The sequence below is a fragment of the Streptomyces bathyalis genome (assembly GCF_015910445.1).
GTDB lineage: Bacteria > Actinomycetota > Actinomycetes > Streptomycetales > Streptomycetaceae > Streptomyces > Streptomyces bathyalis.
Genome location: NZ_CP048882.1, coordinates 2,370,250 through 2,385,229 on the forward strand (window position 1 = coordinate 2,370,250; position 14,980 = coordinate 2,385,229).

Annotated in this window: 16 protein-coding genes; 6 read left to right on the forward strand and 10 right to left on the reverse strand. The window is 70.7% G+C overall.

Annotated elements, in window-relative coordinates; translation table 11 throughout:
- Positions 1-29: 29 nt before the first annotated feature.
- Positions 30-602 (forward strand): PPA1309 family protein, encoded by a 573-nt coding sequence (locus G4Z16_RS10100; RefSeq protein WP_197350509.1) that lies wholly within the window; start codon positions 30-32, stop codon positions 600-602.
- 69 nt (positions 603-671) lie between these two features.
- Here the strand turns inward: G4Z16_RS10100 and G4Z16_RS10105 are convergent, their stop codons facing one another.
- The 4 genes from G4Z16_RS10105 to G4Z16_RS10120 form a co-directional block, all read right to left on the reverse strand.
- The gene (locus G4Z16_RS10105; RefSeq protein WP_197350510.1) at positions 672-1,766 is read right to left on the reverse strand and encodes a YlbL family protein; all 1,095 of its coding nucleotides are present in this window, start codon (positions 1,764-1,766) and stop codon (positions 672-674) included.
- A gap of 25 nt (positions 1,767-1,791) precedes the next feature.
- Positions 1,792-2,046: a hypothetical protein gene (locus G4Z16_RS10110; protein WP_197355067.1), complete on the reverse strand. Its 255-nt coding sequence runs from the start codon at positions 2,044-2,046 to the stop codon at positions 1,792-1,794.
- Between the two features lie 247 nt (positions 2,047-2,293).
- Positions 2,294-2,752 carry a molybdenum cofactor biosynthesis protein MoaE gene (locus tag G4Z16_RS10115; protein WP_197350511.1) on the reverse strand — a complete coding sequence of 153 codons (459 nt, stop codon included), beginning with the start codon at positions 2,750-2,752 and terminating at the stop codon, positions 2,294-2,296.
- Between the two features lie 56 nt (positions 2,753-2,808).
- Positions 2,809-3,906: an SDR family oxidoreductase gene (locus G4Z16_RS10120; RefSeq protein ID WP_028434161.1), complete on the reverse strand. Its 1,098-nt coding sequence runs from the start codon at positions 3,904-3,906 to the stop codon at positions 2,809-2,811.
- Between the two features lie 265 nt (positions 3,907-4,171).
- Between G4Z16_RS10120 and G4Z16_RS10125 the strand changes: the two genes are divergently transcribed.
- Positions 4,172-5,743, forward strand: coding sequence for a zinc-dependent metalloprotease (locus tag G4Z16_RS10125; RefSeq protein ID WP_197350512.1), 1,572 nt, complete (start codon positions 4,172-4,174; stop codon positions 5,741-5,743).
- On the forward strand, positions 5,740-6,276 hold the full coding sequence (locus G4Z16_RS10130) for an NUDIX hydrolase (RefSeq protein WP_197350513.1): 537 nt from the start codon (positions 5,740-5,742) through the stop codon (positions 6,274-6,276). Before G4Z16_RS10125 ends, G4Z16_RS10130 begins: the two co-directional genes overlap by 4 nt.
- 44 nt (positions 6,277-6,320) lie before the next feature.
- Here the strand turns inward: G4Z16_RS10130 and G4Z16_RS10135 are convergent, their stop codons facing one another.
- A complete protein-coding gene (locus tag G4Z16_RS10135; RefSeq protein ID WP_246530774.1) occupies positions 6,321-6,881 on the reverse strand; it encodes a M48 metallopeptidase family protein in 561 nt (186 codons plus the stop codon).
- 192 nt (positions 6,882-7,073) lie between these two features.
- Between G4Z16_RS10135 and G4Z16_RS10140 the strand changes: the two genes are divergently transcribed.
- Both G4Z16_RS10140 and G4Z16_RS10145 read left to right on the forward strand, forming a co-directional pair.
- The gene (locus tag G4Z16_RS10140; protein WP_246530775.1) at positions 7,074-8,174 is read left to right on the forward strand and encodes a ThiF family adenylyltransferase; all 1,101 of its coding nucleotides are present in this window, start codon (positions 7,074-7,076) and stop codon (positions 8,172-8,174) included.
- 54 nt (positions 8,175-8,228) lie between these two features.
- On the forward strand, positions 8,229-9,647 hold the full coding sequence (locus G4Z16_RS10145; RefSeq protein ID WP_197350516.1) for an ABC1 kinase family protein: 1,419 nt from the start codon (positions 8,229-8,231) through the stop codon (positions 9,645-9,647).
- A 302-nt stretch (positions 9,648-9,949) separates the two neighbouring features.
- On the opposite strand, the gene G4Z16_RS10150 is transcribed toward G4Z16_RS10145, so the two are convergent.
- The 4 genes from G4Z16_RS10150 to G4Z16_RS10165 all read right to left on the reverse strand — a co-directional run bounded on the left by G4Z16_RS10150 (position 9,950) and on the right by G4Z16_RS10165 (position 13,515).
- Complete coding sequence (locus tag G4Z16_RS10150; RefSeq protein ID WP_197350517.1) at positions 9,950-10,273, reverse strand: hypothetical protein; 324 nt, start codon at positions 10,271-10,273, stop codon at positions 9,950-9,952.
- A complete protein-coding gene (locus G4Z16_RS10155; RefSeq protein WP_281393681.1) occupies positions 10,270-10,635 on the reverse strand; it encodes a WhiB family transcriptional regulator in 366 nt (121 codons plus the stop codon). Before G4Z16_RS10155 ends, G4Z16_RS10150 begins: the two co-directional genes overlap by 4 nt.
- 130 nt (positions 10,636-10,765) lie before the next feature.
- Entirely contained in the window at positions 10,766-11,041 is a 276-nt protein-coding gene (locus tag G4Z16_RS10160; RefSeq protein ID WP_197350518.1) for a hypothetical protein, read from the reverse strand.
- Between the two features lie 149 nt (positions 11,042-11,190).
- Positions 11,191-13,515 (reverse strand): ATP-dependent DNA helicase UvrD2, encoded by a 2,325-nt coding sequence (locus G4Z16_RS10165; RefSeq protein WP_197350519.1) that lies wholly within the window; start codon positions 13,513-13,515, stop codon positions 11,191-11,193.
- Positions 13,516-13,672: 157 nt separating this feature from the next.
- On the opposite strand from G4Z16_RS10165, the gene G4Z16_RS10170 reads away from it, so the two are divergent.
- Positions 13,673-13,915, forward strand: coding sequence for a mycoredoxin (locus G4Z16_RS10170; RefSeq protein WP_028434153.1), 243 nt, complete (start codon positions 13,673-13,675; stop codon positions 13,913-13,915).
- 31 nt (positions 13,916-13,946) lie between these two features.
- On the opposite strand, the gene nudC is transcribed toward G4Z16_RS10170, so the two are convergent.
- Positions 13,947-14,972 (reverse strand): NAD(+) diphosphatase, encoded by a 1,026-nt coding sequence (nudC, locus tag G4Z16_RS10175; protein WP_425508066.1) that lies wholly within the window; start codon positions 14,970-14,972, stop codon positions 13,947-13,949.
- Positions 14,973-14,980 lie beyond the last annotated feature (8 nt).

A 14,980-nucleotide genomic window follows, 5' to 3' on the forward strand; every position in this document is an offset into this window, starting at 1 on the left:
CCCGGGGTGGAAGCGGGCACGATATACCCATGGACAACCTCCCCACCGACGGCACGCCCCTGGCCTCCGACCCGCTCACCCGAGCGGTGCTGGAACTCGACGAGTACGCGGCAGGTCTTGGCTGGGACCAGCCGAGCCGGCTGTTCGCCCTGGTCGACACCGCCCGGCTGCGCGCGGAAGAGCCCGAACTCGCAGGTCAGCTCGGTTTCGACGACTCCGGCCAGGTGGCCTCCGCGCTCACGCCCGTCGAGCAGGACGAGCTGCCCACGGGCGCTCCCCTCGATGAGTTCCTGGCGACGATCGCCTGGCCCGAGGCCGTCACGGGCTGCGCGATGACCGTCGAGCGCCTGATGCTGCCGCAGTCCGCGGAGGAAGCGGTGCCCGAAAGTCTCCAGCGGGAGGGGGCCGAGGACGAGCTCGCGGAGTGGGTGGCCGAGCACCCCGAACGTCAGGAGGTGCGGCTCACGGTCGCCGTGCTGCGGGACGGCACGCGTGAATCGGCTCTGCGCCTGCGCTCGAAGGACGACTCGACGGAGGTGCTGACGGGGGCGGGCCTGGTGCCGGGGCTGGCCGACGCGCTGGCGGCGACGTTCGAGGAGTGATCGACGAGGGCCGCTCCGCAGTGCTGTGACCTGGGGAAGCGGCCCTGCCGGGGACGAGAACCGAGGCCGTCAGCTCGCCTTGCAGCGCGGGAGGGCGGCCGTGTCGTCGTCGCGGATCTTCTTCAGCGCGTTCATGGCGTCGTGCATGGTGCCCGTCTTCACGAGGGTGAGGCCGGCAGGCTTGTCCTTGGCAGCTGCCGGGCAGTTGGCAGACGGCGTCAGGAAGTACTTGGCACCCTTGGCGCGTGCGGCGACGGTCTTCATCTGGATGCCGCCGATGGCTCCGACCTTGCCCTTGTCGTCGATGGTGCCGGTGCCCGCGATGAATGAGCCGCCGGTGAGGTCCTCGCGGGTCAGCTTGTCGACTATCCCGAGCGAGAACATCAGCCCCGCGCTGGGACCGCCGACGTCGGCGAGCTTGATGTCGATGTCGAACGGGAAGGTGTGACCGGCCGCGGGCTGGATGCCGACTATCGCTCGCCCGTCATCCCCTGCCTTTTTGGTGCCGACGACCACCTGACGCGCGTCCCGCGTCGAGGGCTTCTTCCCCGCCTTCTGGGCCGCCTTGACGTCCGCGGCCGGGATGATCGTGAAGCGCACCTTCTCCCCCGGCTTGTGCTTGGTGACGATGTCCGCGACGCCCTTGGGGTCCTTGACCGCCTTGCCGTCGACGGTGCGGATGAGATCGCCGGCGTGGAGCTTGCCCTCCGAGGCCCCGCCCTTCACGACGGACCCGACGATGATGTGGGTGGGCACCCGGATCCCCAGCTCCCTCAGCGCCGAGACCTTCGCGCTCTCCTGCGAGGCGCTGAACTCCTCCGCGTTCTGCTGGTCGACCTCCTTGGCGGACTTGTTCTCCGGGTAGAGCGTCGAATGCGGAACCACCGCGCTGTCGTGCTGCAGCCAGCCGCCGACGGCCTCCAGAAGATTCATCCGGTAGTCGGCGCCGGTGACGCGGACCGTCGTCATGTTCAGATGGCCCGACGTCTCGTACGTCCTGTGCTCCTTGATGTTGAGCACCGGGTCCCCGTCGTGCTCACCGAGCGTGTTGACGGTGGGCCCGGGCGACATCTCTGCGTAAGGCACCTTGATCAGCAGCCCGGCACAGAGCATCGCTATGAGAAGCAGCGTGGACGCGAGCATCGTCGCGGTGCGTCGTGGCATGGCACGACAGTACGGGAAGGGACCCTCAGTCCGCCGTGCGGGCGGAACGATCCGTGGCCTGCGCGGCAGCAGTCACAACGGGCTCCGCGGGAGCTTCCGTACGGAATCCCCCGGCGGTCTCATCCACGCGCGAGCGTTCCATCGCCGCGCGGAATCGTTCGTAGCCGGCGACGCCCGCGGAATCCGGGATGCCCGTCCGACGCCGACTGGCCCAGCTGCCCCAGACACCGGCAGCGACCGCAGCCATGATCGGAATCAGCAACCAGGAGAGTGCCGCCATGATGACCTCCCGACCCCTTGTTTTGACGCTGTCCGACCGAGTCCTGCCGGGCAGAACGGCCGATGAGCAGATTAACTCCCGGCATGACAACGCTCTTTCCCGGGATCCGGTTCCGCAACCGGAATGTGCACCGTACGGGTGCGCCGGTCGCCTCCCCCGGTGACGCCGCTACGCCGACCCGCCCATCGGCCGGACGGTCACCGCGCCGCGCGAACCGCCCTGTCGTCAGAGGTGTCGACCGACGGCGCTATGCGCCCACCCACTCTTCTGTCCCGTCCGCGAAGATCTGGTGCTTCCAGATGGGGACCTCGCGCTTCAGGTCGTCGACGAGGCGGTGGCAGGCGGCGAACGCCTCCGCACGGTGAGGGCAGGAGACTGCCACGATCACTGCCAGGTCGCCGATGGTCAGCTCGCCGACCCGGTGGACGGCCGCGAGTGCCCGGACCGGGAAGTCGGCGGCGGTCTTCTCCGCCACCCGTCGCAACTCGGCCTCTGCCGTGGGATGCGACGAGTACCCCAGACGAGTGACGTCCGCGCCGCCGTCGTGATCACGCACCGTGCCCACGAAGAGCGCGGTGCCGCCCGAGGAGTCGTCACCGACGGCCCTGAACACCTCGTCGACGGAGAGGGGCGCGTCGCGGATGCCGAGCAGCCTGATGGGATCGGCGGCCGCCCGCTCGCCGGGGTGTTCGTGTTTCTGTGCCATGGCCACATGCTGCCCCACGCCCGGCACCGAGGGAACTGCCTCTGCCTCGCCCGCCGCTACAGGCCGCGGCGCTTGCGTGCCCTGCGCACCAGTGCCGCCGTGCCCAGGAGTGCCACCGTCGCACCCGCGCCCGCGGCGGTCGCGGCCTCCGTACGACCGAGCCTGCGGCCTGCCAGCGTGTGACGGCCGGCGACCTCCTCCAGCAACTCCGCGAGCACCTCTTCGTTCGTCCAGCGGGGCCGCCAGCCCGCGTCGTGCAGGCGGGCGCCGGAGACGACCCACGGGTGCATCGTGTAGGCGAGGTCGCCCGCCGGCGAGGGCGTCAGGCCCAGCCGGTGCAGCCGTGAGGCCGCCCCGAGTGCTACGGCTGACGGCAGCTCCATGCGGCGGATGCCGGTGAGCTCCTCGACCTCCTCCTGCTCGAGCCAGCCGTCGCAACCGACGGCCATCTCGCCATCCGCCTTCTCCAGTACGGCGAACTCCAGCGCGCTCACCAGGTCCTCGACGTGGCAGAACTGCCAGCAGGGGCGGGAATCGGCAACGACCAGCAGCCGGGGCGACTCGAAGTAGCGGGTCAGCGCGGTGTCCATGCCCGCGCCCACGAGCACCGAGGGGCGCACGACCGTCACGTTGAGCCCCGGATGGGCCCGGGGCGCCCGGCGTGCGAGCCGTTCGATCTCCAGGAGGTCACCGACGGCGGTGGCCTCGGCGGTCGCCCGCAGCTCGGCGTCCTCGGAGAGCGGGACGTCGTTGTCCGGCAGAGCCCCGTAGACCATCGTCGAGGTGCACAGGATGACGCGGGGGACGCCCGCTGCCGCCGCCGCTGTCAGCACGGTCTGCGTCCCGCGGACGTTGAGCGCGGTACGGGCCGTGGGGTCCGTCTCCAGGTCCAGGTCGAGGGCCAGATGCACGACGACGTCCACGGGATCGCCCTCGTTGCGCAGACGGTCGGCGATCGCCGGATCACGCACGTCGAGGGTGTGCCACTGGGCCTCGCTCACCTCGCCGCGGCGCTCGTCCAGCGCGATGACGCTCTTGATCTCCTCCGATGCCGCGAGCCGCTCCGTCAGCAGCGCGCCCACTCCTGACGCGGCACCCGTGACGGCGACGGTCGGGGTTCGCGCTGCGCGAACGTTGCTGTCGGAGGAACTCACCAGTCGTCTCCAGCGGTTGTTTCTGGTAGGAGGTGCGCAAGCTCCATCCTGCCTGACACGTGTCTAGGCTGGAGGTGGAGCCTGTGACACCTGAGCAGGCTCGCCCGTGTCCCGATTGGTCCACTTCGACCAGTCGAGACAGTCCAACGTAGTCCACGCACCGGTCCCTGCGAGCAGGCCGCCGACGCACCGGCGCACCCTCCCGCGAGACCCGCACGACCGTACGAAGACCCACGAGACCCATACGACAGAGCCGAGGAAACCCGTGAGTGACACCCCATTCGGATTCGGCGTACCTCCCGAGGAGCCCGAAGACGGGGACGAGGGCAAGAAGAAGGGCGACGGCGCGGGCCAGGGCGGCCAGGGCGACCGGAGCGGCCAGGGAAACACTCCGAACCCCTTCGGCTTCGGCGGGGGCGCCGGCGGGTCCGCGGCTGACAATCCGCTGGCGGCGATGTTCGGTTCGCTCGGCGGCGGTCAGGGAGGCATGGACCCGAACGACCTGGGTGCGGCCTTCCAGAAGCTGGGCCAGATGCTCTCGTTCGAGGGCGGCCCCGTGAACTGGGACATGGCCAAGGACATCGCCCGGCAGACGGTCGCCGCCGGGGTCCCCGGAAGCGGCTCCGGTGCCGAAGGCCAGGGCGGCCAGGGAACAGGCACCAAGGACGCCAGCATCGGCCCCAAGGACCGGGCGGCCGTCGAGGAGGCCGTGCGCCTGGCGGACCTTTGGCTGGACGGTGTGACGTCGCTGCCCTCCGGGTCGACCACGGCTGAGGCGTGGAGCCGTGCGGAGTGGGTGGAGAACACGCTGCCCGTGTGGAAGGACCTGGTCGACCCCGTCGCGGAGCGCGTCGGCGCGGCGATGGGCGAGGTCCTGCCCGAGGAGATGCAAGCCATGGCGGGCCCGCTCCTCGGAATGATGCGTTCCATGGGCGGCGCCATGTTCGGTACGCAGATCGGGCAGGCGCTGGGCGTCCTGGCCGGCGAGGTGGTCGGTTCGTCCGACATCGGCCTGCCGCTCGGGCCGGACGGAAAGGCCGCGCTCCTGCCGACGAACATGTCCGCGCTCGGCGAGGGCCTCGGCGTGCCGCAGGAAGAGGTACGCCTGTATCTGGCGCTGCGGGAGGCCGCTCACCAGCGCCTCTTCATGCACGTCCCGTGGCTGCGCTCGCATCTGTTCGGCGCGGTGGACGGATACGCACGCGGGATCAAGGTCGACACCTCCAAGCTCGAGGACGTCGTCGGACAGTTCGACCCGCAGAACCCGGAGGAACTTCAGCAGGCCCTTCAGCAGGGCATGTTCCAGCCGGAGGACACCCCGGAGCAGCGCGCCGCCAAGGCGCGGCTGGAGACGGCTCTGGCACTGGTCGAGGGCTGGGTCGACGCGGTCGTGCATGCCGCGGCCGAGCCGCACCTGCCCTCCGCCTCCGCGCTGCGCGAGACGCTGCGCCGCCGCCGTGCGTCCGGCGGCCCCGCGGAACAGACCTTCGCCACGCTGATCGGGCTCGAGCTGCGTCCGCGCAGGCTCCGTGACGCCTCGCGGCTGTGGGCGTCGCTGACGGACGCTCGCGGCACCGACGGCCGTGACGGACTGTGGGCCCACCCCGACATGCTGCCGACGGCTGACGATCTGGACGACCCGGACGGCTTCGTCCACCGCGAGAACGCCGACTTCTCGGAGCTCGAGTCGCTGCTGGGCGACGCCGCGGCGGAGGACTCGGGCACCGGCCGCGCCGGCGGCGAGGACCAGTCCCGCGCCGGCGGCGAGGGCGAGACCCGCGGTGACGGCGACGAGGACGGTGGCAGCGAGGGCGACGACGGCGGAAAGAAGCTGTGAGCCTGCACGAGAGTGCGACGCGAACGCTGACGGAGTGGTCCCCCGGCACCGACGACGGGCAGGAGGAACTGCGGCGCGACTATCTCGCGTACCTCCGGGCCCATGAGGACGCCATGTGGAAGGCGTGCTCCGACGGTCACCTCACGGCGAGCGCCCTCGTGGTCGACCCGGCCGGCGGCCGCGTGCTGCTCACGCTGCACCGGAAGCTGAAGATGTGGCTGCAGATGGGCGGCCATTGCGAACCGGAGGACACCACTCTGGCCGAGGCCGCGCTGCGCGAGGCACAGGAGGAGTCGGGGATCGACGGGCTGACCCTGCTGCCGGGCGGACCGCTGCGTCTCGACCGCCATCTCACGCCGTGCACCTGGCACTTGGACGTGCAGTACGCGGCGCTCGCCCCCGAGGGCGCACTGGAGCGGGTGAGCGAGGAGTCGCTGGATCTGCGCTGGTACGGCTACGACGAAGTGGCGGCGGCCGCCGACGAGTCCGTGGTGAGGCTCACCGAGTCCGCCCGTGCACTCGTCGGGGACTGAGGGCTCGCAGGCGGAGGGCGCTGAGAGCGCCGGCGCCCTTTGTCCTACTCCTCGTCCTCGTCGCGAGCGGCGGGGAGATGAGGCAGGCGGTCGGCGGCGACGACGCCTTCGAGGAAGCCGCGGGCCCGCTCGGTGCGGGGGTAGGCGTCCAGAAGCTCCCAGAAGCGTGCACCGTGCCCCGGCACCAGCAGGTGGGCCAGTTCGTGCAGGAGCACATAGTCGATCACGTACTCGGGCATGCCGCGCAGCCGGTGCGAGAGGCGGATGCTGCCTTCGGCCGGGGTGCAGGAGCCCCACCGGGTGTTCTGGTTCGTCACCCAGCGGACGGTGTGCGGCCTGGCCCGGCCGCCGAAGTACTGCTCGGACAGCCTCGCGGCGCGCTCGGCGAGCTCCGCGTCGCCGAGCATGCGCTTGCTCTCCTGTGCCGCCAGCTTGTCGAGCATGACGTCGACCCAGCGTCGCTCCTCGTCCGTCGACATGCGGGCGGGGATCATCACGACGGTGCGGTCGCCCTCGCGGTAGGCGGAGACGGTGCGCCTCCGGCGCGCGCTGCGGCGCACTTCGACCGCCGGCTGGCTGGTGCTGTTCAGCGGGTCGACGGACACGCATCGAACCGTACCCGCTGATGGGAGCGGAAGTCCCACCTCCGGACGGCTTCGAGGCAATCACCCCATACCCGTTCCCTTCATATGACTGTCTCCCAAGGCTGTGGATAAGTTTCGGCGCCGCCCGCTCTCCAATCGCATGCTGTCCGAGGCAGTGACGACTCACGAGGGACCGGGGGCAGCATGCATCCGATGATCAAGCCGGCGCTTCGGCGGGCATGGCGGGACAGGCAGACGGTGCAGTACGGCGTCGCGCCCGCGCATGCGGTGCTGCTCGGGCCGGTGGACAACACGACGGCGGCGTTCATGGAGTCGATGGACGGCACACGCTCGCTGGTGCAGCTGCGGGAGGAAGCAACCCGGCTGGGGCTGCCCGAGGGCGCCACGGAACAACTCCTCGACAGGCTCGCCTCGGCCGGGGTGCTCGACGACGCGACGGCGGACCGGGAGGCGTCGGCGAGCGTGCACGACCGGCTCCGGCCGGATCTGGCCTCGCTGTCCGTCGTGCACCGGCGGCCGGGCGACGGTCTGCGCAGGCTGGTGGCCCGCGGTGAGGCGAGTGTTCAGGTGCGGGGCGCCGGCAGGGTCGGCGCGCTCGTCGCGTCGGTCCTTTCCGCGGCGGGCGTGGGGGAGGTCGCGGTGGTGGACGGCGGCCAGGTCGAGCCCTGGGACACGGCGCCGGGTGCCATCGCCCCGGACGACTGCGGAGAGCGGCGCGACGTGGCCGCGCGCCGGGCCGTCTCACGTGCGCGGCCGTGGAACTCCAGGCCACGATCGCGCTCACGGCCGGTTCCTCGGCTCGTGGTGTTCGCGCCGCGGGACGGCCTCGACGCCTACGCGCCGGATCCCGGCGCCGCGGAGGGATTCATCGGGGCTGGTACGCCACATCTCTACGGCGGCGTCGTGGAGAGCACGGGCTTCGTCGGGCCTTTGGTCACGCCCGGGGTGTCTCCGTGCGCCGGCTGCATGCTGCGAGCACGGGCGGAGCGGGAGCCGAGCTGGCCGCTCGTGGTGGGACAGTGGCGCATGTCGGCGAGACGGCGGTCGGGAGTCCCCGCGTGCGACTCGGCGCTGGCGACGGTGGTCGCGGGTGCCATCGCCTCCTACGCCCTCAGCTTCCTCGACGGTGACGGGGCCTGCGCATCGGGATACCGGACGCGGTTCTCGCTGCCGCATCTCGTGGGCAGCACCGAGCAGTTCTCCGCTCATCCCGAGTGTCCGTGCGGTGCCTCTTCCGTGACAGCGGATCACCCGCTCTCGGCGGATGCCGTCGAAGAGGTCACAATGGCCTGATGGCCGCCGTTCTCGGTGCGCTCCGGCAGTGCCGTCTGGAAGTTGGAGGGGCCCATGTCTGATCTTCCCCGCAAGGCAGTCACGCGTACAGCCAAACTGGCCGCACTGCCGCTGGGGTTCGCCGGACGCTCCGCATGGGGTCTCGGCAAGCGGATCGGGGGTCTCTCCGCCGAACTCGTCGGGCACGACCTTCAGAAGCGCACCGCCGAGCAGCTCTTCAAGGTGCTCGGCGAGCTGAAGGGCGGCGCCATGAAGTTCGGGCAGGCGCTCTCGGTCTTCGAGTCGGCGCTCCCGGAGGAGATAGCGGGGCCCTACAGAGCGACGCTCACCAAGCTCCAGGAAGCCGCACCCCCGATGCCGACCAGCACCGTCCACGAGGTGCTGGCCGAACAGATGGGTGAGGACTGGCTCGAGCTCTTCGAGGAGTTCGACGACATGCCGTCGGCGGCCGCGTCGATCGGGCAGGTCCACCACGCGGTCTGGCACGACGGGCGCGAGGTCGCGGTGAAGGTGCAGTATCCGGGGGCAGGCGAGGCGCTGATCTCGGACCTCACTCAGCTCGGCCGGTTCGTACGCATGCTGGGGCCACTCATCCCCGGTATGGACATCAAGCCGCTCGTCTCCGAACTGAGGGACAGGGTCACCGAGGAGCTGGACTACGGCCTGGAGTCCCAGGCGCAGAAGCTCTACGCGGAGGAGTTCGCCGAGGACCCGGACGTCGTGATCCCGGACGTGGTGCATCAGTGCGAGCGAGTGCTGGTGACGGAGTGGATGGACGGGGTGCCGCTCGCCGAGGTCATATCGGATGGAACCCAGGAGGAACGGGACCGCGCGGGGCAGCTGCTTGCTCGTTTCCTGTGTTCCGGCACCGCCCGCACGGGGCTGCTGCACGCGGACCCGCACCCGGGGAACTTCCGTCTGCTGCCCGCCGAGGAGGCCGAGGTCGGGGAAGGCGAATGGCGGCTCGGCGTCATGGACTTCGGCACCGTGGACCGGCTCCCCGGAGGGCTGCCGCCCGTGATCGGTACGGCGTTGCGCATGGTCATCGACGGGGAGGCCGACGCCGTCTATGAACTGCTCTGCTCGGAGGGCTTCGTCAAGGACTCCATAGAGCTGGAGCCGGCAGCAGTGCTGGATTATCTGGTGCCCGTCATCGAGCCGGCCCGCGCTGAGAGCTTCCACTTCCACCGCGGGTGGATGCGTGAGCAGGCGGCCCGGATCGCCGACCCCCGCTCTCCGGCGCACCAGTTGGGCAAGCAGCTCAACCTGCCCCCGGCCTACCTCCTCATACACCGGGTGACGCTGAGCACCATCGGCGTGCTGTGCCAGCTGGGGGCGACAGTGCGGATGCGCGAAGAAATGGAAGCCTGGGTGCCGGGCTTCACGCAGGAGGACCTTCTGCAGGGCGACGGCACCCAGGACGAGGAAGACGGCGGGGAGGACTCGCCGACCGCCGCCGAGGCCTCCGCCTGACGAGACGGACGGCAAGGCCAGGCGACGGGCCAACGCCAGCGAGGCGCCCCTTCCATCGAGGTCCGGTGCACAGGGCCTCGATCGGGGCCCTGTGCGGTGCCCAGGGGGCCCGGTGCCATGGGAACCCGGTGCCATAGGCCCAGTGCACACAGGCCCAGTGCACACAGGCCCAGTGCACACAGGCCCGGTGCACAAAGACCAGGTGCCTAGCGACCGGTACCGCAGCGCTCAAGCCGGGGCATCGGGCGTGCCCCGGCCGCAAACGGCGGGAGCCGGGGCGTATGCCCCGGCTCCCCGGTTGTTCACTGCATGACCGCCATGGCCAGCGCTCTGCGGGCGCGCAGTGAAGCGCGTTCCGCGCGGCGCTGGAGGCGGCGGGCCGAGGTGACACGCAGTGCTCTGCGTTCTGACTCGGCCTCGTGGAGACGGTCGTTCATATGGGCTCGGGCCAGGGATTCTGGCATGAGTTGCATTTGTCGGGTCCTGTTCTGGCGCGAGGAGTTCGCGTCGATTCCGGAGTGGTTCGGGGTCTCGGAGTCGGATGTCATCGTCGGATCCTGCTTCGGAAGGGGACGCTGCTGGGGATCGCGCGTCATCGGGCGGTCGATGGTGCCTGCGGTGTTCATGCTGTGACCGGGTTCTTGCGCGGACGGCCACGGGGACGCTTCCGGGGCACAACCACGCCCTGGACGAACAGCTCGCCTCCCCAGACGCCCCAGGGCTCACGACGGTCCTTGGCGCCGGCGAGGCAGGCCTCACGCAGCGGGCAGGTCTGGCAGAGCGTCTTGGCGTACTCCACGTCGGCCGGGGCCTCGGCGAAGAACACCTCCGGGTCGTAGGAGCGGCAGGGCACGGTCACACCCAGCCGCTCGATGGCTTCGTCGAGCTCAGTGAGCGTGATCAGCGGGGCAGTCACGAGTTCCTCCGTGGTGGCATCGGGCGGCATCAGGTCGGTCGTGGATGACGGGGTGTGCGTATCGGGGTGCACTGCCGGGTTCCTCGTCTGTTGATGTCTGTCGTGTTGTCGGCCGGCTCGTGGCCGGTCGGGGCAAACAGAAGGGCCGCGGATCCCTGTGTGGGTTCCGCGGCCCTGGAAGGTGCCGACCTGATCTCGCCGATCAGGCTGGATCTCTCCAGGGTTCGAGCCCACGGAAGGCCCACATCGGGTTGTGCTTCGTCTTCTGGCTGCTGTTGCCGGCACCGGCGGCCGCGAGCGCAAAGGCATAGGCCGCTGCCTGCGCCACTGCTGCCGCTACCTCGAGTGCCGTCGCCGGTCGCTCGCCGGCGCCGGGGACGACACGGGACAGACGCGTGCCATCGATCCGGGAGGCGAGCAGGCAAGAGGCGACGACCGAGCGGTCGGTCATCTTGGTGGTGTTAATGAAGTCGATCACTGGGCTCGCCTCCTCTCGGCGACTCGGGGGATCAGCCGGAGCCGATCCGCAAACGTGCAAGAGTCAGTACAGCATGGATGGGTTGGAGCGGAAAGCCCCCGCCCTGTCCACGTCCGGAAGGCTATGGGGCTCCGGACGGCGCGCGCAAACTATTTTTCCGCCGTCTCGGAAAAACCTTCCGGGTCGGCTTCCGACGAGGGCGCCGGAGGCACTTCTTCCGCCTCATCAGCTGCCTGTCGGGAAGTCCCGCCGTCCACGGGTTCGGCGGTGGACCCCAACTCCTCACCCGCGCACAGCGCGAGGACGTCCGCCCCGAAACGCTCCAGTTTCCGGGCGCCCACACCGGAGATGCAGGCGAGCGCGCCGTCGTCACCCGGCACCGTCTCGGCGATCGCCATCAGCGTCTTGTCGGTGAAGACGCAGTACGCCGGCTGCCCCAGCTGCTTCGCCCGCTCGGAGCGCCAGTCGCGCAGCCGCTCGTAGAGCTGCTCATCGAGATCCGACGGGCAGCCCTCGCAGCGCATCAGCTTCATCTCGCCCGGGTCCGTCAGCGAACGCCCGCACACCCTGCAGCGCACGGGGCCGCGCCGCTTACGCCCACGGCTTCCGGCAGCACCACCCCGCTCGATACCCCCGCGGCCACCGGCCGTCCCCGTTCCGGACGCGGTCGACCCGGGCCGAAGCCCGTTGAGGAACCGGCTCGGGCGGCGCCCGCCGCGCCCGCCGGGTGAACGCGACAGCGCCCAGGAGAGGTTGAGATGGAAGCGGGCCCGTGTGACGCCGACGTAGAGCAGCCGGCGCTCCTCCTCGATCTGGGCGTCGCTCTTGGCGTGGGTGATCGGCATCATGCCGTCGGTGAGTCCCACCAGGAACACCGCATCCCACTCGAGGCCCTTGGCCGAGTGGAGCGATGCGAGGGTGACGCCCTCGACGGTGGGCGCGTGCTGGGCATTGGCCCGCTCGTCCAGCTCCGCGACGAAGTCCGAGAGCGTCGGCTCGTCGCCGCCCGCCGCGGAGCGCCCTGCCGAGAGGGACTCGGCGAGCCGCACCAGGGCCATCAACGACTCCCAGCGGTCCCGGACGGCACCCGAGCCCGCCGGTGGTTCGTCCGTCCAGCCCTTGCCGCTGAGGACGGCCCGCACCTGTGAGGGAAGACCGACGGCCCCGTCCAGCAGGCTGTCGTTGCCCCCGAACCGTGCGGCGCTGCGCAGCGCCACGCCTGCCTCGCGCACCTCGGGGCGCTCGAAGAACCGCTCGGCGCCGCGGAGTTGATAGGGCACTCCGGCGTCGACGAGGGCCTGTTCGTAGATCTCTGACTGGGCGTTGATGCGGTAGAGCACCGCGATCCCGCTGGCAGGAACGCCCGAGTCGATCAGCGCGCGGATGCGTTTGGCCGTGCCCTCCGCCTCGGACGGCTCGTCCGCGTACTCCGTGTACGCCGGTTCGGGCCCGGCCTCGCGCTGCGAGATCAGCTCCAGGCGGTGTTCGGCGGCGCGGCCCGCCGCCTGCGAGAGCAGTCCGTTCGCGAGATGCACGACCTGCGGTGTCGAGCGGTAGTCGCGCACGAGCTTGACGAGCGTGGCGTCCGGGTGGCGGGCACGGAAGTCGAGAAGGTGGTCGGGGGTGGCGCCTGTGAAGGAGTAGATCGTCTGGCTCGCGTCACCGACGACGCAGAGGCTGTCCCGGTCGCCGACCCACAGCTCGAGAAGCCGCTGCTGGAGCGGGCTGACGTCCTGGTACTCGTCGACGACGAAGTGCTGGTACTGGGCGCGGACCGTCTCCGCGATGTCCGGACGGTCCTGCAGGACGCCGACCGTCAGCAGCAGCACGTCCTCGAAGTCGATCGCCGAACGCTCGCGCTTCAGCTGCTCGTAGAGCCCGAAGACCCGGGCGGTCTCCGCCGGGTCGCGCGGGGGGATCCGGCCGGCCTTGGCCACCACCGCCGGATAGTCCTCGGGCACCGTCTGCGTCACCTTGGACCACTCGATCTCACCGGTGAGGTCCCGCAGTTCGCTGCGGTCCAGCCTGAGCCGGCAGCGGGCCGCGGCCTCCGCGACGAGCTGCACCTTGCGCTCCAGCAGCCCTGGCAGCTCGCCGCCGACCGCGCGTGGCCAGAAGAACTGGAGCTGCCGCAGCGCGGCCGAGTGGAACGTACGGGCCTGGACGCCCCCCGCCCCCAACTGCCGCAGCCGCCCGCGCATCTCACCCGCGGCCCTGCTGGTGAACGTGACGGCGAGCACACTGGCGGGCGGCAGGATCCCCGCCCGTACCCCGTACGCGATCCGGTGCGTGATGGCGCGGGTCTTGCCCGTGCCCGCGCCGGCCAGCACGCACACGGGGCCGCGCAGCGCCGTCGCCACCTCACGCTGCTCCGGGTCGAGCCCTTCCAGCACCGCGTCCGCGTCGCGCGGCGGACCCGCGAACGCGTCCTGATCGACGTGGGAGAAGAGAGTGGAGTCAGTTGCTGCTGTCACCCCGCCATGCTGCCAGGTCGTACGAGGCGGGCGTGACGGTTGTCCACAGCCGGAGCCGGATCGTCATACGACACTCACGACTCTCCCGCGTCCGGGAATGGTCCGGCCCGTCCACACGTTCCCCTGTCACCAACGGACACGAAGGAGCGCAGGACCGATGACGGGAAACGTGACGATGTACAGCACCACGTGGTGTGGCTACTGCCGTCGGCTGAAGGGCCAGATGGACCGCGCGGGCATCCCGTACACCGAGATCAACATCGAACACGACCCGGAGTCCGCCGACTTCGTGGAGAAGGCCAACAACGGCAATCAGACCGTGCCGACGGTGCTCTTCCCCGACGGGTCCACCCTGACCAACCCCTCGCTGGCTCAGGTCCAGCAGAAGGTCGGCGCCTGACCGGCCGGGGCGTCCGCCCCTGCCCGGAGCTTCACCGCCCGGGCCGGGGCAGCGGCTCCCCGTACCAGCGCTCCACGAGGCGTGACGCGATGGAGATGCCGGACGGCGGCAGCACCTCGCCCGTGGCGAACGCTTCCTTGAGGTCCTCGCGGGAGAACCAGCGGGCCTCCTCGATCTCGTCCCCGTCCACGCGGATCTCCGGTGAGGTGGCGCGGGCCATGAAGCCCAGCATCAGGCTCGCGGGGAACGGCCAGGGCTGGCTGGCCACGTAGTCGACCCGGCCCACCGTCACGCCCGCCTCCTCGGCGACCTCCCTGATGACGGCGGCCTCCAGGGACTCTCCCGGCTCGACGAACCCGGCGAGCGTCGAGAAGCGGCCCTCGGGCCAGTGGACCTGACGGCCCAGCAGCGCCCGGTCCTTCTCGTCCGTCACCAGCATGATCACGGCGGGGTCGGTGCGGGGGTAGTGCTCGGCGCCGCAGGCCGGGCAGCGGCGCACGTGTCCGGCAGCGGCGATGACGGTGCGTTCGCCGCAGCGGGAGCAGAAGCGGTGCGTGCGCTGCCAGTTCTCCAGGCCGACGGCGTGCGCCATCAGTTCCGCGTCGCGGGCGGAGAGCAGCACGCCCGCCTCGCGCAGCCCGGCAGGCCGCGCGATGTCGTCCATGCGTCCCGGCAGCGAGTCCTTCTGAAGGGCGAAGTAGCGGACGCCTTCGTCGTCGACGCCGAGGAAGTACCGGTGGGCCTCGGTGAAGGGCGCGTCGAACGACGGCATCATCACCAGCTCGGTGTTGCCCTCGCCGTCGTCCTCGATGAGCGTCTGGCCGCCGGAGACGACGAAGCACCGCGTCGTCGGATGGCTCCAGGCGGCCGCCAGCCACGCCTCGTCCAGCCGGTGGTGGGCGGCGCGGTCGATGCCGCCGGTGGGGGTCAGGGTGATCGGGCGGTCCGTGCCGGTGTCCGTGTCCGTCCCCGCGGCGCTGCCTGCGGTCGCGGCGGCCGCGGTGCTGTCGCGGGTGCCGGCGCCGGAACCCGCGGTCGAGTCGGTACCAGTGGTCACTTCAGCTT

Excerpts from the sequence above, each read along its gene's own strand:
- G4Z16_RS10150 (WP_197350517.1), bottom strand. The coding sequence starts at position 10,273 with ATGAACACCGCAGGCACCATCGACCGCCCGATGACGCGCGATCCCCAG.
- G4Z16_RS10115 (WP_197350511.1), bottom strand. The coding sequence starts at position 2,752 with ATGGCACAGAAACACGAACACCCCGGCGAGCGGGCGGCCGCCGATCCC.
- G4Z16_RS10170 (WP_028434153.1), top strand. The coding sequence starts at position 13,673 with ATGACGGGAAACGTGACGATGTACAGCACCACGTGGTGTGGCTACTGC.
- G4Z16_RS10105 (WP_197350510.1), bottom strand. The coding sequence starts at position 1,766 with ATGCCACGACGCACCGCGACGATGCTCGCGTCCACGCTGCTTCTCATA.
- G4Z16_RS10100 (WP_197350509.1), top strand. The coding sequence starts at position 30 with ATGGACAACCTCCCCACCGACGGCACGCCCCTGGCCTCCGACCCGCTC.
- G4Z16_RS10145 (WP_197350516.1), top strand. The coding sequence starts at position 8,229 with ATGTCTGATCTTCCCCGCAAGGCAGTCACGCGTACAGCCAAACTGGCC.
- G4Z16_RS10110 (WP_197355067.1), bottom strand. The coding sequence starts at position 2,046 with ATGGCGGCACTCTCCTGGTTGCTGATTCCGATCATGGCTGCGGTCGCT.
- G4Z16_RS10140 (WP_246530775.1), top strand. The coding sequence starts at position 7,074 with ATGATCAAGCCGGCGCTTCGGCGGGCATGGCGGGACAGGCAGACGGTG.